General features: G+C 60.1%; 23 protein-coding genes. 6 read left to right on the plus strand and 17 right to left on the minus strand.

The window, feature by feature from the left end:
- Positions 1-49 precede the first annotated feature (49 nt).
- The gene (locus VC352_RS03935; protein WP_322978282.1) at positions 50-1,675 is read left to right on the plus strand and encodes a tetratricopeptide repeat protein; all 1,626 of its coding nucleotides are present in this window, start codon (positions 50-52) and stop codon (positions 1,673-1,675) included.
- Between the two features lie 76 nt (positions 1,676-1,751).
- Entirely contained in the window at positions 1,752-3,344 is a 1,593-nt protein-coding gene (locus VC352_RS03940) for a methyltransferase domain-containing protein (protein WP_322978283.1), read from the plus strand.
- Positions 3,345-3,385: 41 nt separating this feature from the next.
- Here VC352_RS03940 and VC352_RS03945 read toward each other — a convergent pair whose 3' ends face one another.
- The 13 genes from VC352_RS03945 to VC352_RS04005 form a co-directional block, all read right to left on the minus strand.
- Positions 3,386-4,996, minus strand: coding sequence for a flagellar hook-associated protein 3 (locus tag VC352_RS03945; RefSeq protein WP_322978284.1), 1,611 nt, complete (start codon positions 4,994-4,996; stop codon positions 3,386-3,388).
- Positions 4,993-7,014, minus strand: coding sequence for a flagellar hook-associated protein FlgK (flgK, locus tag VC352_RS03950; protein WP_322978285.1), 2,022 nt, complete (start codon positions 7,012-7,014; stop codon positions 4,993-4,995). Before flgK ends, VC352_RS03945 begins: the two co-directional genes overlap by 4 nt.
- Before the next feature lie 8 nt (positions 7,015-7,022).
- The gene (flgJ, locus tag VC352_RS03955; protein ID WP_322978286.1) at positions 7,023-8,183 is read right to left on the minus strand and encodes a flagellar assembly peptidoglycan hydrolase FlgJ; all 1,161 of its coding nucleotides are present in this window, start codon (positions 8,181-8,183) and stop codon (positions 7,023-7,025) included.
- 9 nt (positions 8,184-8,192) lie between these two features.
- Complete coding sequence (locus VC352_RS03960) at positions 8,193-9,500, minus strand: flagellar basal body P-ring protein FlgI (protein WP_416340078.1); 1,308 nt, start codon at positions 9,498-9,500, stop codon at positions 8,193-8,195.
- A 10-nt stretch (positions 9,501-9,510) separates the two neighbouring features.
- Positions 9,511-10,200, minus strand: a complete 690-nt coding sequence (gene flgH / locus VC352_RS03965; RefSeq protein WP_322978287.1) for a flagellar basal body L-ring protein FlgH — start codon at positions 10,198-10,200, stop codon at positions 9,511-9,513.
- Between the two features lie 49 nt (positions 10,201-10,249).
- Positions 10,250-11,035: a flagellar basal-body rod protein FlgG gene (flgG, locus tag VC352_RS03970; protein WP_322978288.1), complete on the minus strand. Its 786-nt coding sequence runs from the start codon at positions 11,033-11,035 to the stop codon at positions 10,250-10,252.
- A gap of 33 nt (positions 11,036-11,068) precedes the next feature.
- Positions 11,069-11,809, minus strand: coding sequence for a flagellar basal body rod protein FlgF (locus VC352_RS03975; RefSeq protein WP_322978289.1), 741 nt, complete (start codon positions 11,807-11,809; stop codon positions 11,069-11,071).
- 157 nt (positions 11,810-11,966) lie between these two features.
- Positions 11,967-13,280 (minus strand): flagellar hook protein FlgE, encoded by a 1,314-nt coding sequence (flgE, locus tag VC352_RS03980; RefSeq protein WP_322978290.1) that lies wholly within the window; start codon positions 13,278-13,280, stop codon positions 11,967-11,969.
- 26 nt (positions 13,281-13,306) lie between these two features.
- Positions 13,307-13,996: a flagellar hook assembly protein FlgD gene (locus tag VC352_RS03985; protein ID WP_322978291.1), complete on the minus strand. Its 690-nt coding sequence runs from the start codon at positions 13,994-13,996 to the stop codon at positions 13,307-13,309.
- A gap of 12 nt (positions 13,997-14,008) precedes the next feature.
- Positions 14,009-14,452: a flagellar basal body rod protein FlgC gene (flgC, locus tag VC352_RS03990; protein ID WP_322978292.1), complete on the minus strand. Its 444-nt coding sequence runs from the start codon at positions 14,450-14,452 to the stop codon at positions 14,009-14,011.
- An 11-nt stretch (positions 14,453-14,463) separates the two neighbouring features.
- Positions 14,464-14,871, minus strand: a complete 408-nt coding sequence (gene flgB / locus VC352_RS03995) for a flagellar basal body rod protein FlgB (protein WP_322978293.1) — start codon at positions 14,869-14,871, stop codon at positions 14,464-14,466.
- A 256-nt stretch (positions 14,872-15,127) separates the two neighbouring features.
- Positions 15,128-15,955, minus strand: a complete 828-nt coding sequence (gene cheR / locus VC352_RS04000; protein ID WP_322978294.1) for a protein-glutamate O-methyltransferase CheR — start codon at positions 15,953-15,955, stop codon at positions 15,128-15,130.
- A 45-nt stretch (positions 15,956-16,000) separates the two neighbouring features.
- On the minus strand, positions 16,001-16,933 hold the full coding sequence (locus VC352_RS04005; RefSeq protein ID WP_322978295.1) for a chemotaxis protein CheV: 933 nt from the start codon (positions 16,931-16,933) through the stop codon (positions 16,001-16,003).
- 78 nt (positions 16,934-17,011) lie between these two features.
- Here VC352_RS04005 and flgA point away from each other — a divergent pair, with 78 nt between their 5' ends.
- The 4 genes from flgA (at position 17,012) to VC352_RS04025 (ending at position 19,596) form a co-directional block, all read left to right on the plus strand.
- Positions 17,012-17,773, plus strand: coding sequence for a flagellar basal body P-ring formation chaperone FlgA (gene flgA / locus VC352_RS04010; protein ID WP_322978296.1), 762 nt, complete (start codon positions 17,012-17,014; stop codon positions 17,771-17,773).
- 132 nt (positions 17,774-17,905) lie between these two features.
- A complete protein-coding gene (gene flgM / locus VC352_RS04015; protein ID WP_322978297.1) occupies positions 17,906-18,247 on the plus strand; it encodes a flagellar biosynthesis anti-sigma factor FlgM in 342 nt (113 codons plus the stop codon).
- Positions 18,248-18,298: 51 nt separating this feature from the next.
- Positions 18,299-18,766 (plus strand): flagella synthesis protein FlgN, encoded by a 468-nt coding sequence (locus tag VC352_RS04020; RefSeq protein ID WP_322978298.1) that lies wholly within the window; start codon positions 18,299-18,301, stop codon positions 18,764-18,766.
- Positions 18,767-18,855: 89 nt separating this feature from the next.
- On the plus strand, positions 18,856-19,596 hold the full coding sequence (locus tag VC352_RS04025) for a flagellar brake protein (RefSeq protein ID WP_322978299.1): 741 nt from the start codon (positions 18,856-18,858) through the stop codon (positions 19,594-19,596).
- Between the two features lie 11 nt (positions 19,597-19,607).
- On the opposite strand, the gene VC352_RS04030 is transcribed toward VC352_RS04025, so the two are convergent.
- The 4 genes from VC352_RS04030 to VC352_RS04045 all read right to left on the minus strand — a co-directional run bounded on the left by VC352_RS04030 (position 19,608) and on the right by VC352_RS04045 (position 24,873).
- On the minus strand, positions 19,608-20,936 hold the full coding sequence (locus VC352_RS04030) for an MFS transporter (RefSeq protein ID WP_322978300.1): 1,329 nt from the start codon (positions 20,934-20,936) through the stop codon (positions 19,608-19,610).
- A 402-nt stretch (positions 20,937-21,338) separates the two neighbouring features.
- Positions 21,339-22,256 carry a LysR family transcriptional regulator gene (locus VC352_RS04035; RefSeq protein ID WP_322978301.1) on the minus strand — a complete coding sequence of 306 codons (918 nt, stop codon included), beginning with the start codon at positions 22,254-22,256 and terminating at the stop codon, positions 21,339-21,341.
- 43 nt (positions 22,257-22,299) lie between these two features.
- Positions 22,300-23,271: an agmatinase gene (gene speB, locus VC352_RS04040; RefSeq protein WP_322978302.1), complete on the minus strand. Its 972-nt coding sequence runs from the start codon at positions 23,269-23,271 to the stop codon at positions 22,300-22,302.
- Between the two features lie 42 nt (positions 23,272-23,313).
- Positions 23,314-24,873, minus strand: coding sequence for an amino acid ABC transporter permease/ATP-binding protein (locus VC352_RS04045; protein ID WP_322978303.1), 1,560 nt, complete (start codon positions 24,871-24,873; stop codon positions 23,314-23,316).
- Positions 24,874-24,877: the final 4 nt, after the last annotated feature.

A 24,877-nucleotide genomic window follows, 5' to 3' on the forward strand; every position in this document is an offset into this window, starting at 1 on the left:
GGCCTGTTTCTTGCTGGTCGACTCAGCGACGCTCCAGACGGAACCCATCATGCTCACGCCCCACCAGCAACATGAAGCCCAGGCCATTCTACAGGCCCTGCACAAGGCGGAAGCCAGGGACGATAAGCAGCAGCAGATCGCCCTCTATCGCCAATTGCTCAAGCTGATTCCCGACATGCACCTCGGGCATGCCCAACTGGCCAACGTTCTTCTGCGCACAGATGCCGACGAAGAGGCGCTTCCTCATATAGATCAGGCACTGGCGGGCCCTGCCAACGAAGATATCGACCGACTCCTCTTCGACCTTATGTGTGATCGCCCCCTCTTTCTGAACGAAGTGGCGCGAGCCCGATCCTGGTATGAGGCATCCCCAACGCGGCTGCGCTTCAAGCTCTATGCCAAAGCGCTAATCCAGAATGAAGTGCTCGACGAGGCCGAAGCCCTGCTCGCCAAGGAACTGCAAAGCCCTCACGAGCCCACGCAGCAGGCTCTTCTTCTGAGCCTGCTGGGCTGGGTCTACTACGGCATGGGCCGCTTTCACGAAAGCATCGCCTGCAGCCAATTGGCTCTGGAGGGTACGCCCAACGATGTGCAGCTGCATCTCAACCTGGCCCTGACCCTCGAACAGGTCAAGCGCTATGCGGAAGCCATGCGTCATTATCAGCAGGCTCTGGCACAGGAGCCGAAGAATGCCGATGCGCACAACAACCTGTCGCAGCTGATGCTCAAGCTCGGTCAATTCGACGTCGGCTGGCAGCACTATGAATGGCGCTGGGCGTTGGTCTTGCGCGATCAACTGCAGAACTTCCCGCAGCCACGCTGGAATGGCGAGCCCCTGCATGGGCGCACCCTCCTGATCTGGGCCGAACAGGGCATGGGCGATCAGATCATGTTCGCCAGCATGCTCCCCGACCTGCAGAACCTGGACGGCCCCCTGCTCTTCGAAGCCGGCGAGAGGCTGATTCCGTTATTCACGCGAAGCTTTCCAAACGTACGCTTCTTCAAGCGCGAGGAAATCGGCCGTGAGCTACGCGACGGTGTGCCACTGGTGCATTACGGCTGGCCCGCATGCGACCTGCAGATTCCCATGGGTAGCCTTGGCAGCCTGCTTCGCCGCAGACGTGAAGACTTCCAGCCGCATGCCGGTTATCTGAAGGCCGATCCGCAGGAGACTGCAAAACTGCGCGACGCCTATCGCCAGCAATTTCCGGGCAAACGCCTGGTCGGCATTTCCTGGCGAGGCGGCACGTCGGTGGCCAACTTCAAGCAGAGCCGACGTATCGAGATGTCGCAGTTGGCACACCTGACCTGCCTGGCCGACGTGCAACTGATCAACCTGCAATACGGGGAGGTGGAGAAGGATCTCGAACTGGCCCATCAGCATGGTCTGTCGATATTCAATGACAGCTCGGTCGATCCGCTGCTCGACATCGACCGCCAGGCCTCGCAGATCGCCGCGCTCGACGCCGTCATCAGCATCGACAACACCACCATCCACCTGGCTGGAGCGCTCGGTGTCCCGACACTGGCACTGCTGCCGATGAACCCGAACTGGCGCTGGGGGCTGGAGGAAGGACAGAGCTTCTGGTATCCCAGCGTTCAACTGCTGCATAACGCCCGGCATGACGACTGGGGCGACATCGTAAAACGCAGTGCCGCTATCCTGGCAGCCTGAGGCTGAATCGACCGGCCTGCCCGGTTCAAACCGAACATCGGCGCTATGCCTAGAGCCATCATCATTCGAGGTCAACATGAGCACTCCCCTCTCCAAACAGGACGGCCAATTGCTCGACGCCGCCCGCCAGGCGCATGCTGCCGGTAATCTGGCGCAAGCGCAGAGTCTCTACCAAGCATTGCTCGAGCGTTATCCGCAGCAGGCGGAACTGCACCTGGCCCTAGGCAATCTGCTGCTCGACAGCCAGCAGGAACAAGCCGCCCGCCCGCATCTGGAGCTTGCTCTGCAGGCCCTGCCCGAGGATGCCAACGTGCGGTTCTGCTGGGCGCAGTTGCTCAGCCGGGAAGGTCGATTCGAAGACGCCAAACCCTATCTGCTCACCCTCCTCGCCGATCAGCCACGCCACCTGGGCGCGCGCCTGTCACTGGCGACCCAAAGCATGTACTGCGGACAACTGGACGAGGCTTACCACTGGCTGGGTAGCCTGGCCACTTATCATCCCAATGGCGACGCCCAGATCATCTGCAACCAACTGGAGCTGCTGTCCGGAAAACGGCAGGATGCCCAGCCCTTCTTCTGCGCCAAGGCGCGAGTCTTTTCGCGCTCCTCGACCCAGGCAGGAGGGCCGCCCGGCGAACGCGAGCTGCTCGAACTCAACCCGGACAGGCATGCCGGCATACTCAATATCACTGGCTGGCCGACGCTCTATGCGGGCACACTCAACCTGCAGATCCGCTTCAACTTCGAGGAAGTCGCCAAGAACATCGCACCGCTGTTCTACGAGAACGGCTCGGATGTCATTTATCCGCAGGAATACGCGCATATCCCCGCCCTGAGGATCGGCTACTGGTACTACCAGGGATACGTCCAGTTCAAGGGCAAGCGCAGCGCGGTGTTGTTCCGCCGAGCGGTGACACCCAATGCCGCGGACGTGGTCGAGGTGATCGCCGCCCAGTCGCTACGCGAGACTCTTGAACTGAGCGACGCACAGGAGCTGCTCTGCTACTTCGGCACGCCCGCCAGCGAGGCCGATCAGGCAGACGACTGGCTCGCCTGCAAGCTGGACATACACGAGATCTTTCTTGAGAAAGGCCAGGCATTCGGCCGTCATCAGGCTCTCTACCAGGGGCATGAGGGTTGGAACCTGCCAGGCCAGCGCCCAACGCTGCAGCGCATGCGACACTACTCACTGGAGCGCTGGCTCGACGAAAGTCAGCGGGTACTCGACATCGGCTGCAACATTGGCTGCTTCGGCCTGGAGGTCTCACGCCACGTGCGCCAGTACGTCGGCTTCGATATCAATGAGTCGCTGATACGCATCGCCCAGCGCCTGGCCCATCATCATGGCGTGGACAACTGCGAGTTCCGCGTCAGCGCCTTCGATGATTTCGCCAGCCGCGAAACGCAGACCTTCGATCTGATCTTCTCGTTCGCCGTGCACGTCTGGATTGGCAGGCCCATGCCCGAATACGTCAAACAACTGCGTAGCCTGCTCAACCCTGGCGGCCGCATCATCATCGAAAGCAACGATCTGGTTCGCAATGACGAGCAGTTCTTCACCAACCTGGCCAGCTTCTACGAGGCGGGATTCGCCCTGCTGCACCAAGGGCAACTGGTGGATGACGGTGTGATCAAGCGCGGGTTCTGCGTGTTTCAAGACATCGCCTGAAACACCAGAGGTGCGAGGCCCAACAGGCTTCGCACCGGTGCTTACAGCTTGTTGAACAGGCTCAGCTGGGAAATCTTGACGAACGAGGCCTGCGCCGCTTCCAGTTTGGTTTGCTGCAGCACCAGCCTGGAAATGGCTTCGGACATATCGGTGTCACGGATGGACGACTGATTGCTGGCGGTGCTGATCTGCAGGCTCTGGTTCTCGGTGCCCAGGGTATCGATCACGTTCAACCGAGCGCCAATCGAGGACACCGTAGCATCCACTTGCCTCATGCCGTTGTCCAGATTGCTTAGTGCCGAAGCAACCGAATCCCTCAGCGCAAGCTGCGCGGCAGTATCGCCGGCAACCGGCGTTTTCAGTGTGGAGCTGAGGCTGGTGAGGGTCTCGAAAACGCTTTGCGTTTCCGCCGATTTGCCCTGCACGACGAATGTGTCCCCGGCAGCGGCAGCGGCGCTGATTTGCACCTCCACCCCGGCAAAACTGATGGTATCGGGGTAAATACCGGATAGCGTACCGCTGCTGATCGGCGTATTGCCGTTGAGCACAGGCTGGGCATAAACCTCGTAGTCCGTCGCGCTGGTGAAGCGAATCTGCACACCATTGTTGGGAAATTGGGTCGTATAGACCGTCTGGTTGGTTACGCTGCCCGAGGTAATCTGCGCAGTGCTGGTATTGCTCGCGCTGCGCGTAATGGCCACCTCGGTATCCGCGACACCGAAGCTGAAGCTATAGCCCGTGAGCAAGGTGTCCATGTCGCCCTGCTCATCAGCACTCTTCAACGCCACATCGAGCTCGAAGGTGGCACCGCGGAAGTTGATGGTCGTACCGTCGGTGGCGTTGGGGTCGAAAGCGCCATTGGTCGATGAGGCTTCGCTGGTCACATCGTTGCCGTTGGTATCGAGGATGCGGAATTGAGTGCTGCTGACCAGCTCCAGAGTGTAAGGCTGACCATCACGAAAATTCTTGTTGTATTGCGTGCTGTTGGCAACCAGCCCCGGGGACAGAAACACACGCTGGCCGTCGGTATTAGGATCGGTTGTCAGGCTGGACTGCGTACGACTGGAATTGATCACGTTCTCGAAAATGCTCCAGCCACTGTCATTCACCGCGAGCGATCCCGAACCGGAAACCTGCAGCGTCAGGTTGGTCTGATCGCCCTGATAGCTCACAGAGCCATCGGGATTACGTACGAAGGGCTGAACGCCCGTCTTCGAACCACCGAAAATGTAATTGCCGCTGGCATCCTTGCTGTTCATGATATCGAGCAACTGATCGGTGATCTCATCGAGCTCGCTGGCAACTGCACTGCGATCTTCATCAGACAGCGAACCGCCCCCCGCCTTGACTGTGAGCTCACGCGCCCGCTGCAGTATGTTGGTAACCGTTTCGAGCAGCGCATTCTCGTTGGTCAGCGCATTGGTCGCGCTGGTCATATTGGTGCTGTATTGCTTGAGCTGCTCCTGCTGTTGATCGAGCTGCAGCAGGCGAGCCGCACCGACCGGGTCATCGGCAGGCGTCTGAATCCGTACGCCGCTGGAGATCTGCTGCTGGGTCTTGACGATATCGGCGTACCCTTTCTGATAGCCGGAGACGTTACTGTAGAACATCTGCGGAGTCGAAATGCGCGTACTCATGTCGTCATGCCTCAAAAGCTGTTGATCAGGGTATCGAACGTAGAACGTGCAACTTGAATGATTTGTGACGCGGCCGTGTAGTACTGCTCGAACTTGACTAGATTCGCAGCCTCCTCGTCCAGGTTGACCCCCGACAACGATTGCTGAGCGGTTGTGGCCTGGGTCAGGATCGCCTCGGTGGCCGAGGCGTCCATTTGCGCCTGGTTGGTCTTGGCACCTACGGTCTCGATCAGCGAGCTGTAGGCAGTAGTCAGGCTCATGCCGCTGTTACCGTTGACCGCGATGGTCTTGGCAGTCTGCAGGTTCAGCACGGCCAGGGCATTACGGTTGTCGCTGCTGCCCTCGGAATTGAACGCGATGCTCAGGCTATCACCTGCTGCGGGTGAGCCGGCCAAAGTCATTTCAAAGTCGAAAGCAGTGGGAACCGTCGGCGGGTTAGCCGCGATATTGACGGTCACCTTGTTGCTCTGGCCGGGCACTATGCTCCCCGTGCCGATGCTGTTACCAGAGGCATCGTAGAGGGTATAGCCCTGCGCCCCACCACTGGCAGCATCATAGACCAGCTTGACCGGCATGCCATTTTCGAGGCTGGTCTGCATGTCCGCGACCGCGGCGCTGTCATAAATGTCGATGACAGTGGTCAACGCAGGTTGGGTGACGCTACCCGTACCAACATTGCCGGTGGCCAGGGTCGCACTCAGCGGCGCGGCGAATGCCAGTTGGTTGGAATCGGTCATGCTGACGTTGATATCGCCGGCAGCATAGCGGGTTGGCAGGATGGTGAACTTGTCGCCGGCGGCAACGGTGCCTGCATCGAGTTCAAGGGCAAAACCATCGATCACCGGCACGGGTGAGTCGGTGAGGTCATAGTTACCCATATCCTTACCGTCGGACAGGCGCCGCACGCTGTAGCCCGTCGCGCTGGTAAAGGTCACCTCGTAGTCGCTGTTGCTGAGCTTGCTGGTGTCCTCGATGGACACACGCAGATTGGCCGTGGTGTCACTGTTGCCCGTTTGCGCCAGGCTTCGCTGCTGCTGCAGGGAGAGGTCATTGATATCGCCGAAGAGCATGGCACCCAGTTCGGCATTCAGATCGAGCCCCTGCCCCAACTGGCTGTTGATCTGGTCGGAGACCGTCAGAGCCAGGCGCCCCAGGTCATTCATGGTGGTATCGAGCACGTCCTCGCGATAACGCAACAAGCCACCGATCTGTCCACCGGTGAGGGTGGATGTGACATCCAGCGAGGAGGAGCTGTTCTGGCTGAGCTGCAGGGAAAACCGCGCGGGGTCTTCGGTACTGGCCACAGCACTGAGCGTCGAGGCTGTATTGCCCACTACCAGTGGCTGACCATTGCCGACGAAGAGATTGTAGTTGCCGTCCTGCTGCACCACCGTGACACCGATCAGCTCGGAGAGGCTACGCACCGCCTCGTCGCGCTTGTCCAGCAAGTCGTTGGGCGAGCCACCAGCCGCCGACACATTCATGATCGCCTGGTTATACCCTGCCACACTGGTCGCCAGGCTATTGACCTGCTGCGTCATGCTGGCGAGTTGCTGGTTGATATAGCCGTTCTGATCCGACAGCTGGCCGTAGATCGAGTTGAAACGTTCGCTCAGGGTATTGGCCTGGGTCAGCAGCAATTGCCGCGAGGCGGTGTCGGTTGGACTGGCAGCCGCCGTCTGCAGGGACGCGAAGAAATTCGCCATCACGGCCGTGATACCGGTGGTGCTGTCGGCCAGCAATGAGTTGACCTGGTTGATCTGCGCCAGATAGGTCTGCGTTTCGCTACCCAAAGACGTAGCCGTGCGTACCTGTGTCGTCAGGAAATCGCTGTAGATGCGCCTCACATCGGTAATCGAGGCGCCACTGCCGAGGTAGGTCGCACCCAATTTCTGCGAGGGGTTGGAAACCTGCACCACCTGCTGACGGGTGTAGCCGGCCGTATCGGTATTGGTGATGTTGTTACCGGTCACGGACAGCGCGGTCTGGCTGACACGCAGGCCGGAAACACCAATCGACAGAAGATCAGCCATGAATCACCTCAGAGCGTCCGTGTTGTCGCCGCATCACTGCGTGCAATGGTCTGGTAAGTCGCATCGATCTTGCGTGCGATCTGATTGATCTTGCGGGCGTACTGAGGGTCGGTGGCATAACCGGCCGACTGCAACTCACGGACGAACTTCTCCGAATTACCGGTGCTGGACAGAGCCGTTTGATAGCGCGGGTTGCTCTGCAGGAAATCCACCAGATCATGAAAACTCTGTTTGTACGAATCGTAAGCACGGAAGTTGGCGGTCTCGCGCACCACCTGTCCATCCTGATATTCGCTGGTGACGGCACGTGCGGCATCGCCCTTCCACTGACCATGGGTCTTGATGCCAAACAGGTTGAAGCTGCTATCACCGTCGCTGCGCCGCAGGATCGACTTGCCCCAGCCGGTTTCCAGTGCGGCCTGAGCGACCAGATAGTTGGGGTCGACCCCAATACGATCAGCCGCCTCCTGAGCCAGAGGCAACATGGTCTGCACGAAATCCTGCGCCGAATCGAAGGCGGCCTTGCCCTTGGCGAGCGGAGGCTGAGCCACGCTGCGCGTCACGATCTCTTTCGACTCGTCCGAGGCCTTATCGCTGCTACGGGTCTTCGGCAGCCAGTCGGCGCCGTTATTGACCTGGCTTTCGGTAGCACTGGGGACGATCCCGGCCAGCAGACGATCCTCCAGGCGCGACGGCAACGACAGACGCCGACGATTGAGTAGCGCGGCCTGCGATACCGGCGCCTCGTCGCTGTCCTTGCTGGTGGACTTCGTGCTGCTGCCGGACTCTGCCTGCTGTACGACGGTTCCAAAAGGGCTGCTACGCGCCGGCTCGCCACGCAGGCGACTCATCTGACGAACCAAGACATCCGCCAGGCCGATACCACCGCCCTCACGCGAGAGAGTGATCGACAGTTGCTGATCGTGCATTTCTTCGTAGTGACGCGTCGTCTCGCTGTCGAACAGGCTGTCCTTGGAAATCAGCTCGTTGGCCGAGCGCATCGACTTGAAGATCTGATTGATGAACATCGCTTCGAATTCCTGGGCGACGCGTCGAACGTTGCCCTCGCTGTCGCGCTTTTCACCATTCTTCATGCTCGTCAGACGATTGAGGTCGGTGTAGGCCTCCGAGTCGCTGACCGTGCGTGTACCGCCGAGCAAGGTATTCATGGGGCCACCTCAGATGACGATCAGATCAGCCTGGAGCGCGCCCGCCTGCTTGAGCGCTTCCAGAATGGCCATGAGGTCGGAGGGCGATGCGCCCACCTGGTTGACCGCGCGCACGATCTCGTCGAGGCTGGTGCCGGGCCCGAACTTGAACATCGGTTTGGCCTCTTCCTCGGCGCCAACACGCGAGCGCGGCACTACGGCGGTCTGCCCGCCCGACAGGGCATCAGGCTGGCTGACGATCGGATCTTCAGTGATGGTCACGGTCAGGCTGCCGTGAGTCACCGCCGCAGGCTGCACTTTGACGTCCTGACCGATGACGATGGTGCCGGTGCGCGAGTTGATAATGACCTTGGCCACCGCCTTGCCAGCCTCGATCTGCAGGTTTTCCAGCACCGACAGATAGTCGACGCGCTGATTCGGATCGAGTGGCGCGCTGACGCGAATCGAGCCACCATCGATGGCCTGGGCCACACCCGGGCCGAGCAGATCATTGATCTGGTCGACGATATTCTTGGCCGTGGTGAAGTCCGGCCGATTGAGATTGAGGGTCAGAGTGTTGCCCTGATCGAAGCCACTCGGCACCGGACGCTCGACAGTGGCGCCCCCCGGGATGCGGCCGGCCGACGGAACGTTGACGGTGATACGCGAACCATCCGCGCCACTGGCATCGAAGCCGCCAACGACCAGGTTGCCCTGGGCAACGGCATAGACGTTGCCGTCGATCCCCTTCAGCGGCGTCATCAGCAGGCTACCGCCGCGCAGGCTCTTGGCGTTACCAATGGAGGAGATGGTGATGTCGATGGTCTGCCCCGGCTTGGCGAACGCAGGCAGATCGGCATGGACGGACACCGCAGCGATGTTCTTCAGCTGTACGTTGCCACCGGTCGGTACCTTGATGCCGAACTGGGCGAGCATGTTGTTGAAGGTCTGTACGGTGAACGGCGTCTGCGTGGTCTGGTCACCCGTGCCGTTGAGGCCGACAACCAGGCCATAGCCAATCAGCTGGTTACTGCGCACGCCCTGGATGGACGCCAGATCCTTCAACCGCTCGGCCTGGGTCGGCAGACTCAGGGACAGGCCGAGCAGAAGGGTCACCAGCAGCAACCAGTCATTGGCTCCCCGGTGGCGATAGCCGCGATGGGCGGTGGCGAACTGCTGCCGACAGGAAATCGCCGCCGAACCGGCAGCCCCATGACGTACCGAACCGGCTTTGCCGACCTGACGGGCGAAGGCATTGCGTGTGTTGCTGCTCTTGCGACTCGTCTGCAAGCGAGAAATGAGCAAAGCGATACCCGTGGTAATGACGGAGGTCTTCATGCGTATACCCTCAGAACGGCCACAGTGGGCTCATGAAGAACTGACTGAGCCAGCCTGGCTGACTGCTATCGGCAAATGAACCGGTTCCCGAGTAGGTCAGTCGCGCATCGGCGATACGGGTCGAGGAGACGGTGTTGTCACTGGCGATGTCATCGGCCCTGACCAACCCCGCAATTCGCACCATTTCATTGCCCGTGTTGAGCGTCAGCCATTTCTCGCCACGCACCACCAGTACTCCGTTGGGCAGCACCTCCGCCACGGTCACGGTCACGGAGCCACTGAGGCTGTTGCTTTGGGCAGCCGTAGCCTTGCCTACGTTGCTGCGCGTGCCGTTGTACTCACCACCGAGCGTCATGGTATTGCGCGTCAGCGGGTTGGTCGCCGATACCGCGCCACCGAACAGCGAGGTCAGGCCGATATTGGCCGAACTGTCCTTGCTGAGGTCGGAGCTGGCGGCCTTGCTCGCCTGCGTACGTTCTTCCAACGTGATGGTGATGACATCGCCGACGCGAAACGCCTTGCGATCATCGTAGAGATTGGTCTCGAAACCCGCCTGGTAGATAGCACCGTTGGTCGCGCTTGCCGGCAAGGGTGTACGCGGCAATACCGGCGCATAGTAGGGATCGTCGGCTTTGGGAGTCGGCGCTATGCAGCCGACCAGCGACACGCAGAGCGGCAGAAGAATATAAAGACCTTTCATTACATACCTCACATCACAGACGCTTACGCAGCGCCCAGCTCAATCAGGATCAGAGGTTCTGATTGACGAACTGCAGCATCGAGTCGGCTGTGGAAATCACTTTGGAGTTCATTTCATAAGCGCGCTGGGTGGTGATCATGTTGACCATCTCCTCGACCACGCTGACGTTGGAGTTCTCCAGGGTGTTCTGCAGTACAGTGCCCAGGCCATTGAGGCCCGGAGTGCCGACCTGAGGAGCCCCACTGGAAGCCGTTTCCAGGAACAGGTTGTTGCCGATAGCCTGCAAACCGGCGGGGTTGATGAAGTCGGCGGTCTGAATGTTACCGATGACCTGCACCGCAGCACTGTTGGCGGTCGTGACCGAAACGGTACCGTCCTCACCCACGGTGAAGGTCTGGGTCTCGGCTGGCACCACAATCGCCGGCTCCAGCGCAAAGCCATTGGAGGTCACGATCTGGCCATCGGAGTTCAGGTGGAAAGTGCCGTCACGCGAATAGGACACCGTGCCGTCGGGCATGAGAACCTGGAAGAAGCCCCGCCCATTGACGGCCATGTCCAGCGGCTGATCAGTGGTCTGCAGGCTGCCGGAGGTGAAGTTCTTCTGCGTACCGACGATGCGCACACCGGTACCCAGTTGCAGCCCCGACGGCAACTCGCTGTCCTGAGTGGTCTGGCCGCCCGGCTGACGGCGAATCTGGTAAAGCAGATCCTGAAACTCGGCGCGATCACGTTTGAAACCGGTGGTCGAGACGTTCGCCAGGTTGTTGGAAATCACCGACAGGTTCATGTCCTGTGCGGAGAGGCCGGTCTTGCTGACCCATAGTGCTGGAAGCATGTCTATCTCCTCGCCCTCATCGGGCGGTACTCATTAGCTGATCTGCATGATCCTGGCCATGGACTCCGATCCTTCCTTGGCCGTATTCATCATCTTCACGTGCAGTTCGAACTGCCTGGACAGCGCCAGCATGGACGTCATTTCGGCGACCGCACTGACGTTGCTGCTTTCCAGAAAGCCAGAATTGAGTCGGACATTGGCATCGGCCTCGAACGGCTGGCCATTACGCGAGTGGATCATTCCATCGGTTTCCTTGCGGATTTGCGCCGTATCCGGATTGACCAGCTTGATCCGGTCAACTTCGGCCAACACATTCGGCGCCTCGCCGAGTGCGCGAATGCTGATGGTGCCGTCCTGGCCGATTTCCACCTTCTGTTCTGGAGGTACAGCAATCGGCCCGGCATTGCCCATGACCGGCAAACCATTGCCGGTACGCAGCACACCCAGCGCATCGACGGAGAGGCTGGCGGTACGCACATAGGCTTCACTGCCATCCGGAGCCTGTACGGCGATCCAGCCATTGCCCTCGATGGACACGTCCATATCACGCCCTGTCTCCTGAAGCGCGCCCGGCGTGAAGTCAGTGCCTGGACGTTCGGACATGGCGTAGACGCGCGACGGATAACTGTCACCGAAGACCGGCATGGCACGCGCCTGCTCGAGATCCGCACGAAAACCGCTGGTAGAGATATTCGCCAGGTTGTTGGCGTGCGCCTTCTGCGCCAGCGCATTCTGGCTGGCACCGGTCATCGCCACATACAGCAACTTGTCCATCTCAAGATCCGCCTGAAAAACCACAGTCAACCAGGCTTCAGCAAGTCCCGTGCCACACCCACAAATAATCAATTAACTTATTGTTTTTAAAAACAAAAAGCCTCTCACTGGGAGAGGCTTAGAAGACAGTGACGGCAAGAATCTGCCGCCAGGATCATCAGCGGATATTGATGATCGTCTGGGCGATCGCATTCTCCGTCTCGATGGTCTTGGCGTTGGCCTGATAGTTACGCTGCGCCACGATCAGATCGACGAGCTGTCCTGTCAGATCGACGTTGGAGTCTTCCAACGCCCCCGCGGCAATTCCCCCCAAGGTTCCGGATGTAGGCGTACCGACAACAGGCTCACCAGAAGCCAGCGACTGCCTCCAGGCCGTGCCTCCAACAGGGGTGAGGCCCTGCATGTTGGCAAAGGTCGCCAAGGCCACCTGCCCGATCACCTCGGACTTGCCGTTGGTGTAAGTGGCAAACAATTGCCCGGTTTCATCGAAGGACAAACCCGACAACTGCCCAGTGGTGTAGCCATCTTGCGACAAGCTGTTCACTGCGAAGCTGGAATTGGTCTGGCTTGCCTTGCGCAGATCCAGGGTGACACCAGTAGCGCTGGGATCAGCGCCATTGGAGCCCCAGGTCACCGGGTCGGTCGTGGCATCGGTGATGGTCGCCGGAATCCAGTTGGCCAGTTCCAGTGTGCCATCGGCATTGACAGTAAAATCAGCCGACAAGATATTGGCCGTATCCAATGCACCGGAAGTGGTGAACGGCAGCGTGGCCTGGTAAGGCGTCGTACTGGTCGGATCCCCCGGGTTACGCCCATCCACCAGCACGTGCATGTTCCACTGATTGCTCGAATCCTTGACGAAGTATTGCGTCATGGTATGAGCGTTGCCCTGCGTGTCGTAAAGGCTCACGGAGGTCGACCAGTTATAGGAGGTCGACACGGCAGGATCGAAAGGCGAACTGGTCGGCACACTGGCCGACGAGTTGAGCGTGAGGTTCTGGGTGACCAGCGAGGTGGCGTTGGGTTCCTGGTTACTGGTATCGACCACCAGATTGGTCAGCACGCCATTGACCAGATTACCGTCAGCATCAACACCATAGCCCATCAGGTTGTTGCCGGCGCTATTGACCACATTACCCGCATTATCGACTTTGAAAGCACCGGCCCGGGTATACAGCTGGCTGCCACCATCATTCATGATGAAGTAGCCACTGCCGTTGATCGCCAGGTCGAGGCTGTTATCGGTGTAGGAAATATTGCCCTGCGTGAACTGCTGGGCAATATCGGACGTGATGACGCCACTGCCAATCGAGTTGCTTCCCGTGCCGAACATGCTGCTGGCATAGAGATCGGCAAACTCGGCGCGCGAATACTTGAAACCTGTAGTTCCCGTGTTGGCAATGTTGTTGCCCGTTACGTTCAGATACGAACTGGCCGCCTTCAGACCACTTAACGCTGTATTGAATGTCATGCTCGCGTCTCCCGACTACCTGTCGATTACTGGCCGATATTGATTACTTTGGACAACGCAACACTGCCTACGCCGGCGAGGTTGAGTGTCATATCACTTGTTCCGGAACCCAAGGTAACGCTGCTGACCGTAGCCGGCAGGTAGGTTTCGAGCGCCGTCGTGGTACCGTCCAGCGAAGCGGAAGCCTTGAAGGTGTAGGCCCCCGAGGCCTGAGCGACACCACTCTCATTGGTGCCGTCCCAGGTAAAGCTGAGGGTTCCGCTTTTTGTCTGGCTATCGAGGGGAATGGTCTTGACCAGGCTACCCGCCGAGTCATAGACCTTGACGGAGATGTTGTCAGCCGCAGACGGAATGACCAGACTGCCCGTCATACCCTCTGCCCCATCAACGTAGGTACTACTGGCCGAAACCGTCACACTACGCCCCACCAGCGAAGACGCCTGAAGTGCCTGCGAGGACTGGTAGGCGCTCAACAGCGAGTCCATCGAACTCGACACATTGGTGAGACTTTCCAGACTGCTGAACTGGGCAAGCTGGGCGACGAACTCACTGTTATCCTGCGGATCCAGCGGGTTCTGGTTGTTCATCTGCGTGACCAGCAGCATCAGAAAGTCATCCTTGCCAAGACTGGAGTAGCTGGACTCATTGGTGGTACTCGTCGAAGTCCCGGAGTACTTCGACAAGATGCCGCTGGAAATGGAATCTGTCGTGCTCATGGCGCCACGTCCTTACTGACCCAGAGTCAGAACTTTTTGCAGCATGGTCTTGGCGGTATTCATCATTTCCGCATTGGTTTGAAACGCCCGACTGGCCGAAATCATGTCCGCCATTTCCTCGACCACATTGACGTTCGGGTAGAACACATAGCCATCTGCGTTCGCCGCCGGATGATTGGGCTCATAACGCATGTCCAGGTTGCTCTGATCCTCAACGATACCGAGCACCTGCACACCGCTCCCGGCTTCATCCTGCTCGGCGAACAACGAGCCGCCACCACTGCCCTGAGCCTGCTGGAATACGGTAGCGAATACGGGATGCCGGGCACGATAGGTCTGGTCGATGCTCGAGGACACCGACTCGGCGTTGGCGATGTTGCTGGCGACGGTGTTGAGGCGAGTAGTCTGCGCGCTCATGCCGGTACCGGCGATATTGAAGACACTGGCAAGAGACATGGTCGCGCTCCTTATTCGCCACGCAGGGCTGCAGTCAGCCCTTTGAATTTGCTATTGAGGAAGGTGAAGCTGGCCTGAAAATGCACGGCATTCTCGGCATAGTTGGACTGCTCGATCTGCAGATCCACGGTGTTTTGATCCAGCGAAGGCTGCAACGGCGTACGGTAAGGCAACTCGGCTTCGCCACTGAGCACGCCATCGGCGGCAATGTGACGACTGTCGGTAAGGTTCAGGGAGACCGGGCCGCGTTGCTGACGCGAGCTCTCGGCTGCCAGGACACTGGCAAAATCCAGATCCCGCGCCTTGTAGTTGGGGGTATCGGCGTTGGCGATGTTGTTGGCCAGCACCTCGGCGCGCTGAGCGCGGAAACCGAGTGCCTTTTCATGAATGCCGAGGGCGCTGCCGAAATTGATGCTCATGTTCTGAACCTTTGCCGCTGAGGGCATCTGATCGCTGTCGCGAGATATTCAGCAAAGGCTGTGCCAACTGTTTAAAACCAATAAAATCAAATGGTTAGCTTTAATCAAGAGCAGGAAAGCAGGCAAAGCGGCAAGGCTTTACCGCCGGTGGCAAACAAGCGGCAAACGCTCAGCGTTGCCTTGCCCCTTTCACGGAATGTTCTCGCCACAAAGCAAAACGGGAGGCCGAAGCCTCCCGTTCTGGAGAATCAGGCCATCATTTGGCCTTGTAGATGATCCCCGGACTGCACTGAACCATCTGGTACTTGTCCGGCAGGCCATTGAGCGCCTCGGATGCCCCGAGGAACAGATAGCCTCCGGGCTTCAGGGTGGCATGGATGCGCGTCAGGATGTCCTTCTTCACCTCGGCGGAGAAATAGATCAGCACGTTACGGCAGAACACGATGTCGAACTTGCCCAGGGCGGCATAGCTGTCCAGCAGGTTCAACGGACGGAATTCCACTCGGCTCTTGATCGCCGGCTTGACCTGCCAGCGCCCCGGCCCGCGCGGATCGAAGTAACGCTGCAGGCGTTCCTGCGACAAGCCTCGGCCCATCGCCAGACTGTCGTACTCACCCGACTTGCAGTTGGTCAGCATCGACGGCGACAGATCGGTGGCAACGATCTGCACACCCGCCTTCAGTTGCCCCAGATTGCTGCGCTCGAACTCGTCGATCGACATGGACAATGAGTACGGCTCCTGACCGGAGGAGCAGGCAGCCGACCAGATGCGCAGGCGCTGCGCCGGGTAAGCCTTGATCAGCTCAGGCAAGACCCGGCCCTTGAGCACCTCGAAGGGGTAGGTGTCACGAAACCATAGCGTCTCGTTCGTCGTCATGGCATCGACCACCTGCTCGCGCAGCCCCCCGCGCGGCTGGCTCTGCATGCGCTGCACCAGCTCGCCCAGGGTCTTGATGCCGTTCTGTTCCATCAGCTTGTTCAGACGGCTGGAGACCAGATACTGCTTGTTACTGCCAAGCAAGATACCGCAGGCCTTTTCCAGGAATGTCCGGAACTGCTCGAAATCCAAATTACCTGAAGACACTAGTGCCGCCTCACCAACCATAACGTTCGCCAAGAAGTCGCCCTCTTAGCCCTCATCCGCTGCCCGGATACGCTCGACCACGCGAGATGCCAGATCATCAGGCTTGAACTTGGCGAGGAAGTCATCGGCACCGACCTTCTTCACCATTGCCTGGTTGAACACACCCGAGAGCGAAGTATGCAGGAGTATGTGCAACTTCTGCATGCGGGAATCAGCACGAATCTCCGTGGTCAGGGTGTAGCCGTCCATCTCCGGCATCTCGATGTCGGAGATGATCATCAACAACTCCTTATCAGGGTGCTTGCCTTCATTGGCCATGGCCTTGAGGTAATCGAGCGCCTCACGCCCATCGTTGAGCGCGATAACCTCGACGCCGACACTATCCAGGCAACGCGAGACCTGCTTGCGTGCCACCGAGGAGTCATCGACGATCAGCACGCGCTTGGACACCGCGCGACTCTGTACGTGCTCGTCGATCACCCCTGCGGAAATCACCTCTGACGTGGGCGCGACTTCGGCCAGGATCTTCTCCACGTCGATGATTTCCACCAACTGCTGATCCAGGCGGGTCACGGCAGTCAGGTAATGGTCACGGCCGGTACCCTTGGGTGGCGGATGGATCTCTTCCCAGTTCATGTTGACGATGCGCTCGACCGAGCGCACCAGGAAGCCCTGCACCTTGGTGTTGTACTCGGTGATGATCACGAAGCTGGTCTTGATGTTGTCCAGCGGCGCCCGGCCGGTGGCAATGGCCAGATCGAGAATCGGGATGGTGCCGCCACGGATGTTGGCCACGCCACGCACCACCGCGTTGGATTTGGGCATGATGGTGAGGTTGGGGCACTGCAGCACCTCCTTCACCTTGAATACGTTGATCCCGTACAGCTGAGGGCCATCCAGGCGGAACAGCAACAACTCCAAGCGGTTTTGCCCCACCAGCTGTGTACGCTGGTTAACCGAATCCAGTAACCCGGCCATGCCCGGACTCCTTTTCGTCAAGTAACGCTAACTCTGATTAGCCTAGCAGGCGGCACGGGGCTTGCTACGTCAAAGCTCATGAAGCCAATAACGTCATCATCCCGTCAGCTACTGGCAAAATGCCTCAGCGCCCTGCCCGTTTTACTCGCTTTGCCTTTGATCGGCTATAGCTGCAGCAGTGCAGCTGCGGCCATCACGACTACTGATGAGCTTATCGGCGCTGCCGAGTCCTTTCTTGAGCAGGCAGTCGTGGAATATTTACAGCGTAGCGAAATCCAGGGCCGCCATGAGGTCAGTATCAATCGACTCGACCCGCGCCTACGTCTGCCGGAATGCGACCAAGCCCTGAGCGTGCGCCTGGAAAGCCCAGCGCAACCCATCGGCAGAGTGACAACCCGTGTTCGCTGCGATGGCAGTACGCCCTGGACGGTTTTCGTGCCTGGAGAGGTTCATCTGTATCGAGACGTGGTCATGCTGACTCGTCCAATGAAACGCATGAACGTGATAAAAGCCTCGGACATTACCGTGGTGGAGCGCGATGTAGGCGAACTGACGCAAGGCTATCTGACAGACCCGACCCAGGCGATCGGCAAAAAATTGACGCGGCAGCTGCAAAGCGAGCAGGTTCTGTCCCCCAATCATCTTCAGATTGCCGAGGTGATTCGCAAGGGTGATCAGGTAGTCATCAGCGCTCGCAGCACCACGATCACTGTCCGCATGCCAGGGGAAGCGCTCTCTGACGGCGCCCCAGGCGAACAGATACAAGTGCGCAACCTGAGATCACAAAGGGTCATAAGAGCGCGCGTAATCGCCCCCGGGCAAGTCGAAGTGGCGATGTAGGCACGTTTCTTGTAGCGCAATTGAGTGGCGATTTTCTAAACTGCCGAGCGGCGCTAATTTTTTTTCTAAAGTTTTGGCGGTGGTGGCCGAAAGCTTGGCAAGCGTCCACCATATCGTCCGAGGTTCTGCATCATGGTCATTGACTTCAATCGGCTGAACAACGTTGCCACGCCGACCAGTACAAGCCGTACGGGCTCAACCCAGACCGGTAATCGTAATGAGGTCGCGCAAGGCTCGCAGGCTTCGATCGCCGCCAAGAATGAAAGTCAGCAGAGTTCCGTCAAGAACGGCGAGTCCGTGGAACTGAGCAGCGAAGCACAACAGTTGCAGAAGGTCAGCGAGAAGCTGAATGATCAGCCGATCGTCAACAGCGAGCGTGTAGCTCAACTGAAACAAGCCATCGCCGATGGCAGCTATCAGGTCGACAGCAAACGCGTCGCCCAGAAACTGCTCGACTTCGAATCCCAGCGCTAGTCCTGAGGGCTGCGCTGGGGGTGTTGGACGCCCGACCCCCAAGAGCCCGCCATGCACGACACCTCCCTGCTACACCTGTTCACTTCCGATATCGGCACCGCCGAGCAACTTCTTGAGCTGATCGACGCCGAATTCCTGGCGCTCGGCCAACGCGACCTGCCCAGCCTAGACAAACTGCTGGGAGACAAGCAGCCGCTTCTGGCTCAACTCCAGCAACACGGCAATGAACGCAGCCAGCTACTGCACGCGGCAGGCCTGAGCGCTGATCGCGAAGGCCTGGCAGCCTTGGCCGCTCGCTCCGCCCTTGGTGCAGAATTGCTCGCTCGCAGCGAAGAACTGTCAGCCCTGCTGCAACGCTGCCAGGATGCCAACCTCCGAAATGGCCGCCTGATTCGCGCCAACAAGGCGACGGTCAGCAAAATGCTGGGCATTCTGCACGGGGGGGAAACGCCAGGCCTCTATGATAGCCGCGGCGGCACAGCTAGAATCGCGCAGCACCGACCGCTCAGCCAGGCCTGAGCACCCAACAATAAAAGCACAGGTATATGCGGGCACCCAGCCAGTATGCTAGTGCCCGTCGTAGTCGAAGACTCGGAGAGTTCCGAACTGTGTCCAGTGCGTTCAACGAGGAGAATGGTCCTCAGCCCCCCAAGTTGCTCAAGGCGCCGATGGAAATCATCGCGACCCTGCGCCAACTGCTGCAGTACCACGATCCCCTGATCATCCAGTTTCACGAACGCAACCAACGCTTTCAGAGCTATGTTGTGGAGATCGACCGTGACCGGTCGCGTATCGCCCTGGACGAAGTGATTCCCTCGGATGGAGAACGCTTTTTCAAACAGGGTGAAGGCTTTTCGGTGGAAGCATTCCGCGATGGCGTGCGGATAGCCTGGAAGTGCGAGCACAGCGTCCAGTTGGGGCAACACGACGGCGCGCCCTGCTACTGGGCCCCGCTTCCCACCGAGGTCATCTATCACCAGCGGCGCAGCGCCTTTCGCGCCACGCTCAAGCAGACCGATCTGGTCAGGATCGTCCTCTCTGGCGACAAGCTACGCGAACCCCTGCCTGGACATCTGCTCGACATCTCCGCCACTGGCTGCAAGCTGCGCTTCGCGGGCGACCTTAGCCAGCAATTGCAGAACGGCCAGGTGCATGAACGGCTGGTCGCTCAACTGCCGTTCGGCGCCATGACCACCGCCGTGGAACTGCGTCACGTGCACTACGAACCCAAAGTCGATGCCACCTTCGTCGGCACACGCTTCTTCCGCATCAACGGTCTGGAACAGCGCCAGGTGGAACGCTTCGTCTACCAGTTGCAGCGCGAAGCCCGGCGCACCGAGAGCGACTGACCGCCCACGCCTCAGCCTGCGGCGTTGCCGCTGCGCTCGCGGTCTTCGCTCTGTGCAGCCTCGGCCGCCATCGCTACGGCAGGTTCCTGCATCTGTTCCTGCACGGTCTGCTCATCGACCCGTGGATCCAGCGCCGCGACCAACGGTGAGCTGGCCACGTTGCCCGGCATCGCCATGTGCTGCAGCGGCGCGTCATCGACCTGATGCAGGTGGGTGACCACTTCAGGACGAATTCGCCATATCAGGATCAACGCGCAGAAACAGACAAAGGCGTAGAGCATATTGGCGCCGTAGAAACGCATCAGCAGCCCGGTCAGCAATGGCCCGATGCAGGCTCCCACCCCGAACGTCACCAGCAGCATGGCCGTCAGTGACACCCGACGCTCGGGCTCCACATGGTCGTTGGCCAGTGCAACCGCAAGCGGATAAAGACTGAACTGCATCAGGCTGACGAGAAAGCCGATACCGATCAGCAGGCCGAGAAACACCTCCGGCAGCGCGGCGAGCGGCGCGGCGGCAATCAGCAGCAGCACCGCGCAGCCGCGAATCAGGCGCACACGATCACGTCGGTCGGACAGCCAGCCCAACGGCCACTGCACCAGCAGACCGGCGAGAATGCAGCTGCCCATGAACATACCCACCTGCTCGGTGCTCAACCCGATACGCGTCGCGTACAACGGTGCCAGACCATAGAACGAGCCAATCAGCAGCCCCGCCACCATGACGGTGGTCAGCGACAAGGGCACTCGCTTGATGAAAAAGCGTAGCTCCAGCGGCGCCGGATACAGAGGCGCCGGGTGCAGGCGGCGAGTCAGCGCCACCGGCACCAGGCACAGCGCAAAGCACAGCGCCACCAGCATCAGCAGTTCCAGCCCAAGCGTCGGATGGATCACCAGCGCCAGTTGCCCCAGGATCAACCCCAGATAGGACGCCGCCATATAGCCGCTGAAAACCAGCCCTCGCTGGCTGGCGTCAGCCTGCTCGTTGAGCCAGCTTTCGATCACCATGTACTGGCACATCATGCCCAGGCCAACCAGCATGCGCAGCAGCAGCCAGAACGGCAGCCACTCGACCAGACCGTGGCCCAGCACCGCAGCCGTCACCACGCCGGCGCAGGCCACATAAGCTCGAATATGGCCGACACGCGCAATCAACCTGTGCCCCAGTTTGCCGCCCAGCACCAGGCCGAAATAGTTGGCCGCCATCAACGCACCGACCCACAAGCCGTCCACCGTGTCAGCCAGGCGCAAGGCCAGATAGGTGCTGAGCAGACCGGAGCCAAGCAGCATCAGCAAGGTGGCGAAATACAGCGAACGGAAGGATTTCCAGATCAGGCGCACAGTGGGTAGAACTCCTTTTGCGTAGCGTGGCCAGTAGCTCACGCCCAGTACAGCGGAACATCGTGAAACGGTGGGGATGCCCCCAGCGTGGCATAGCAGAGGTTCTGAACTTCGATGGGTTCAGGCCCGAACAGTTCGACGGGCAGATCACTCGGCTTCAGATGCTCTATGACGTCATGCATGGTACATGAGTAGCGGCCTTTCATCCGGCGCTTCCAACGCATTTCCGCTCGGCTCAGCCACTGCGGCTCACGCAAGAAAAGACACGGCCGACATCGAGCGACACCTCATACCGGCGCGGCCCGCCAGGCGCTGCCTCGCTGGGTGCCTTTGGCGCAGTAGCGCAGCTCGCGTTGCAAGGGCGAGGGGATGCGATGAACCGAGTCAGGCGTTGCAGCGCGCTCATCCCGGATGGGCTGAGCTTTCGCTGCAAGCCTGCAACAATTGCAGCAGGCGGCTCACACCCGGTTTCTGCTCCAGCCCCTGACGCACGATGCATTCGAACTGCGCATCGAAAGACAGGCTCTCCGGCCGTATCGGCCGCAAACGCCCGCGCGCGACCCAGGGCTGGGCGTAGTGCGTGGGCAGATAGCCGATGTAGGTGCCGGAGAAAACCAGCAGCGCCGTGGCCTCCATGGTGTAGGCATTGACGAAATGCTGAAAGCGCAACTGGTGCGGCCGCCGACTTTCGCTCAAGTAACCACGGTCGACGTAGACGGCCTCGCTGAGAACATCGACGTTCAGGCGCTCGTCGGCCATGGCGAAGAATGGATGTGCGTCGCTGCAATAGAGTACGTTGCGCTCATGGCATAGCGGTGCGTAGTTGAGCCCGGAGAGATGGTGATGAAAGGCCCCCACGGCCAGTTCGAGCCGCTCATCGAGCACCGCCTGCTCAAGCTCGTCGGGGCGCATGATGTGCAGCTCGATACCGATCTCAGGCGTGGCTCGGCGAAACGCACTGATCGCTGGTACCAGCGGAAATGCCTCGAAGCTGGTCAGGGCGTCGACCGCACCAATCATCAGGGTTTCCCGCGGGCGCTGACTGAGCGAGGTGGTGCGATCCTGAAAGTGGGAGACGCTGGCGAACAACTCCTGCGCCGCGGCGTAGGTTTCCTGCCCCTGCTCCGTCAACTGGAATCCGGACTTGCCGCGTTTGCACAACGAATAGCCGAGACGTACTTCCAGATCGCGCACGATCACGCTGAGACGCGGCAGGCCGAGATTCAGACGAGCCTGGGCAGCGGTAAAACCGCCCGCCTCGACGATGACGCAGAACGTGCGCAGCATGCGCAAGTCAATGTCGCTCAGATTGCCTCGCATCGCGTTTGCCCCGTCCGTTCAATGGCGAAGCGAGGATTGTGCCTCATTTGTCCTGCGAGAGTGCCCGCTCGGCTACCGACTCAGCCACGATACACAGCAGCTCGAACAGCATCGTCGCGCCCACCAGCGCCGTGCAACCTCCCACGTCGAAGGGGGGCGCCACCTCGACCACATCGGCGCCGATCAGGTTCAAACCGCGCAGGCCACGAATCAGTTGCTGGGCCTGCAAGGTCGTCATGCCGCCAATCTCTGGCGTACCGGTGCCGGGTGCGAAGGCCGGATCGAGCACGTCGACGTCGAAACTGACGTAGGTCGGTTCGTCACCGACGATCCGCCGGGCTTCGCGCAACGTGGCCTCAACACCGATGTCGGCAAACTCCTCCATGGTGATGATGCGAATGCCCACCTCCTTGGCAAAATCCGTGTCACTGGCCGACGCCTGGGAGCCGCGAATACCGATCTGCACGGTACGCCGTGGGTCGAGCAGCCCCTCCTCGACCGCGCGGCGAAACGGCGTGCCATGGGTGTAGAGGTTGTCACCGAAGTAGCGGTCGTTGGTATCGGAGTGCGCATCGAAATGCACCATGCCGATGGGGCGCTGCCGGGCGATGGCACGGAACACCGGCAACGTCATCAGGTGGTCGCCGCCCACGGATAGCGGTATGGCACCTGCGGCATGAACGGCGGCAAGAAACCCCTCGATACGCGTCAGCGCATCCAGCAGATCGATTGGATTAACCGGTGCATCGCCCACATCCCCCACCCGAACCTGATCATAGGGCGACAGCCCGGTGACCGGGTGCACACGACGGATGAGGCTGGACATGTTGCGTACTTCACGCGGGCCATGACGAGCACCGGCACGGTTGGTCGTGCCGCCGTCCCAGGGAATGCCCAGGAGCGCGATCTGCACCTGGGCAGGGTCTTCGAACGCCGGTAGGCGCATGAAAGTCGGCAGGCCCGCGAAGCGCGGCACCTCGTAGGCATCGAGTGGCTGGGGAAAGGGATGGGACATGGGAAAGGGCTCCAGAGGGGAATGGGCGTTGGGGCCGGTTGCTCAGGCAACCGGTGACAGGTCGGCGTTACTCGCACGCTCGTCGAGCTTCATGAAGCGGCGTACGCGCTGGACAGCCGAGGAGCTATCCGATGCGCCGCGCAGAATTTGTAGAGGAGAGGCATCGAGCTGAATGCGTCCTTGCTCCATGAAAACGATGCGATCGGAGGTAGATAGGGCGAAATCCATCTCATGGGTCACGACGAGCATGGTCATGCCCTCACGCGCGAGGTCGCGGATGACGTTGAGCACATCCACCACCAGCTCTGGGTCGAGGGCCGAGGTCGGTTCGTCGAACAGCAGGATGTCCGGCCTCATCGCCAGTGCCCGGGCGATGGCCACGCGTTGCTGCTGACCACCGGACAACTGCTGCGGATAACGATGGGCGTGGCTCAGCAGACCGACCTTGTCCAGCAGTGCCAGCGCGTTGCGCTGCGCCATGTCCGGTGTATCCAGCCGATGACGCAGCGGCGCCAGGGTGATGTTCTCCAGCAGCGTCAGGTGGGGGAACAGCTGGAAGTTCTGGAACACCATGCCAACTCGGCGGATGCCCTGCCGCACCTGGGGTGCCGTCGGTGAACTGTCGGCGGTGATGTAAGGCATGTCGAACAGCACGATCTCGCCTTGATCGATCCGTTCCAGCGCGTTGATGGTGCGGATCAATGAGGTCTTACCCGAGCCCGATGGGCCGATGATGCTCACCACCTGGCCGGCGGCAATCTCCAGATCGATACCGGCGAGCACGCGCTGTCGCCCGTAAGCCTTGTGCAGGTTGCGCAGGCGCAATGCCTTGGGCGCCCCAGGCTGTGCGGCTTGCTCTGCCCTTAGCAAGCTTTGCGCGGTATTTCTCAATGACTGACAGGTTGCATCGTCCAGCGGCGCCACGGCACGACGCCCAAGGTCTAGGTAACGCTCCAGGCGCGCGAAGCCCCAACCGAACAGCGTGACGATCAGCACGTAGTAGACGGCCACCGCTGCCAGGGTTTCCAACACCAGGAAGTTCTGTGAGTAGAGACGCTGGCCGGTCATCAACAGCTCGGGGAGCGAGATGACAGAGACCAGCGAGCTGAGCTTGACGATGGTCACGTACTCGTTGACCAGGGTCGGCAGCGAGATACGAAACGCCTGCTGCACCACCACCAGACGCAAGGTGGTCCAGTAGGAAAAACCCAGCGCGTGCCCCGCTTCGCGCTGCCCGGCGGCAACCGAGAGCAAACCGCCGCGATGGATCTCGGCCATGTAGGCGGCTTCGGTGGCCACCAGGCCGATCAGACCGGCCGTGAACGGATCGCCCAACCACGCACCAGTCTGCGGAAATAGCTGCGGCAGGTTGTAGACGAATACCAGCAGTACCAGCAGCGGAATACTGCGGAAGAACCAGATGTACAGCCGCGCCGGTAGGCTAAGGCCACGCCGCGCCGACATCCGCGCACAGGCGAGCAGGAAGCCAAGGCAGAGCCCCAGCCCCCAGGCCGCGCTGCTGAGCACGATGACGGTGACGCAGGCACTCCAGAAATCGCGAAGGGTGAACAGGGATAGAAAGTAAGACCAGTCGAACGTCATGGAG

Origin of the sequence: Pseudomonas sp. C11, assembly GCF_034683865.1 — a bacterium.
Taxonomy (GTDB): Bacteria; Pseudomonadota; Gammaproteobacteria; order Pseudomonadales; family Pseudomonadaceae; genus Aquipseudomonas.

Bases quoted from the DNA above. Each gene is read 5' to 3' on its own strand.
- flgA (WP_322978296.1), top strand. From the start codon at position 17,012: ATGAAGCCAATAACGTCATCATCCCGTCAGCTACTGGCAAAATGCCTC.
- VC352_RS04020 (WP_322978298.1), top strand. From the start codon at position 18,299: ATGCACGACACCTCCCTGCTACACCTGTTCACTTCCGATATCGGCACC.
- flgM (WP_322978297.1), top strand. From the start codon at position 17,906: ATGGTCATTGACTTCAATCGGCTGAACAACGTTGCCACGCCGACCAGT.
- VC352_RS03935 (WP_322978282.1), top strand. From the start codon at position 50: ATGCTCACGCCCCACCAGCAACATGAAGCCCAGGCCATTCTACAGGCC.
- VC352_RS03985 (WP_322978291.1), bottom strand. From the start codon at position 13,996: ATGAGCACGACAGATTCCATTTCCAGCGGCATCTTGTCGAAGTACTCC.
- flgK (WP_322978285.1), bottom strand. From the start codon at position 7,014: ATGGCTGATCTTCTGTCGATTGGTGTTTCCGGCCTGCGTGTCAGCCAG.
- speB (WP_322978302.1), bottom strand. From the start codon at position 23,271: ATGTCCCATCCCTTTCCCCAGCCACTCGATGCCTACGAGGTGCCGCGC.
- VC352_RS04045 (WP_322978303.1), bottom strand. From the start codon at position 24,873: ATGACGTTCGACTGGTCTTACTTTCTATCCCTGTTCACCCTTCGCGAT.
- flgC (WP_322978292.1), bottom strand. From the start codon at position 14,452: ATGTCTCTTGCCAGTGTCTTCAATATCGCCGGTACCGGCATGAGCGCG.
- flgE (WP_322978290.1), bottom strand. From the start codon at position 13,280: ATGACATTCAATACAGCGTTAAGTGGTCTGAAGGCGGCCAGTTCGTAT.
- flgJ (WP_322978286.1), bottom strand. From the start codon at position 8,183: ATGAATACCTTGCTCGGCGGTACACGCACGGTCAGCGACTCGGAGGCC.
- VC352_RS04005 (WP_322978295.1), bottom strand. From the start codon at position 16,933: ATGGCCGGGTTACTGGATTCGGTTAACCAGCGTACACAGCTGGTGGGG.
- flgH (WP_322978287.1), bottom strand. From the start codon at position 10,200: ATGAAAGGTCTTTATATTCTTCTGCCGCTCTGCGTGTCGCTGGTCGGC.
- VC352_RS04035 (WP_322978301.1), bottom strand. From the start codon at position 22,256: ATGCGAGGCAATCTGAGCGACATTGACTTGCGCATGCTGCGCACGTTC.
- flgB (WP_322978293.1), bottom strand. From the start codon at position 14,871: ATGAGCATCAATTTCGGCAGCGCCCTCGGCATTCATGAAAAGGCACTC.
- flgG (WP_322978288.1), bottom strand. From the start codon at position 11,035: ATGCTTCCAGCACTATGGGTCAGCAAGACCGGCCTCTCCGCACAGGAC.
- VC352_RS03975 (WP_322978289.1), bottom strand. From the start codon at position 11,809: ATGGACAAGTTGCTGTATGTGGCGATGACCGGTGCCAGCCAGAATGCG.
- VC352_RS03940 (WP_322978283.1), top strand. From the start codon at position 1,752: ATGAGCACTCCCCTCTCCAAACAGGACGGCCAATTGCTCGACGCCGCC.
- VC352_RS03960 (WP_416340078.1), bottom strand. From the start codon at position 9,500: ATGAAGACCTCCGTCATTACCACGGGTATCGCTTTGCTCATTTCTCGC.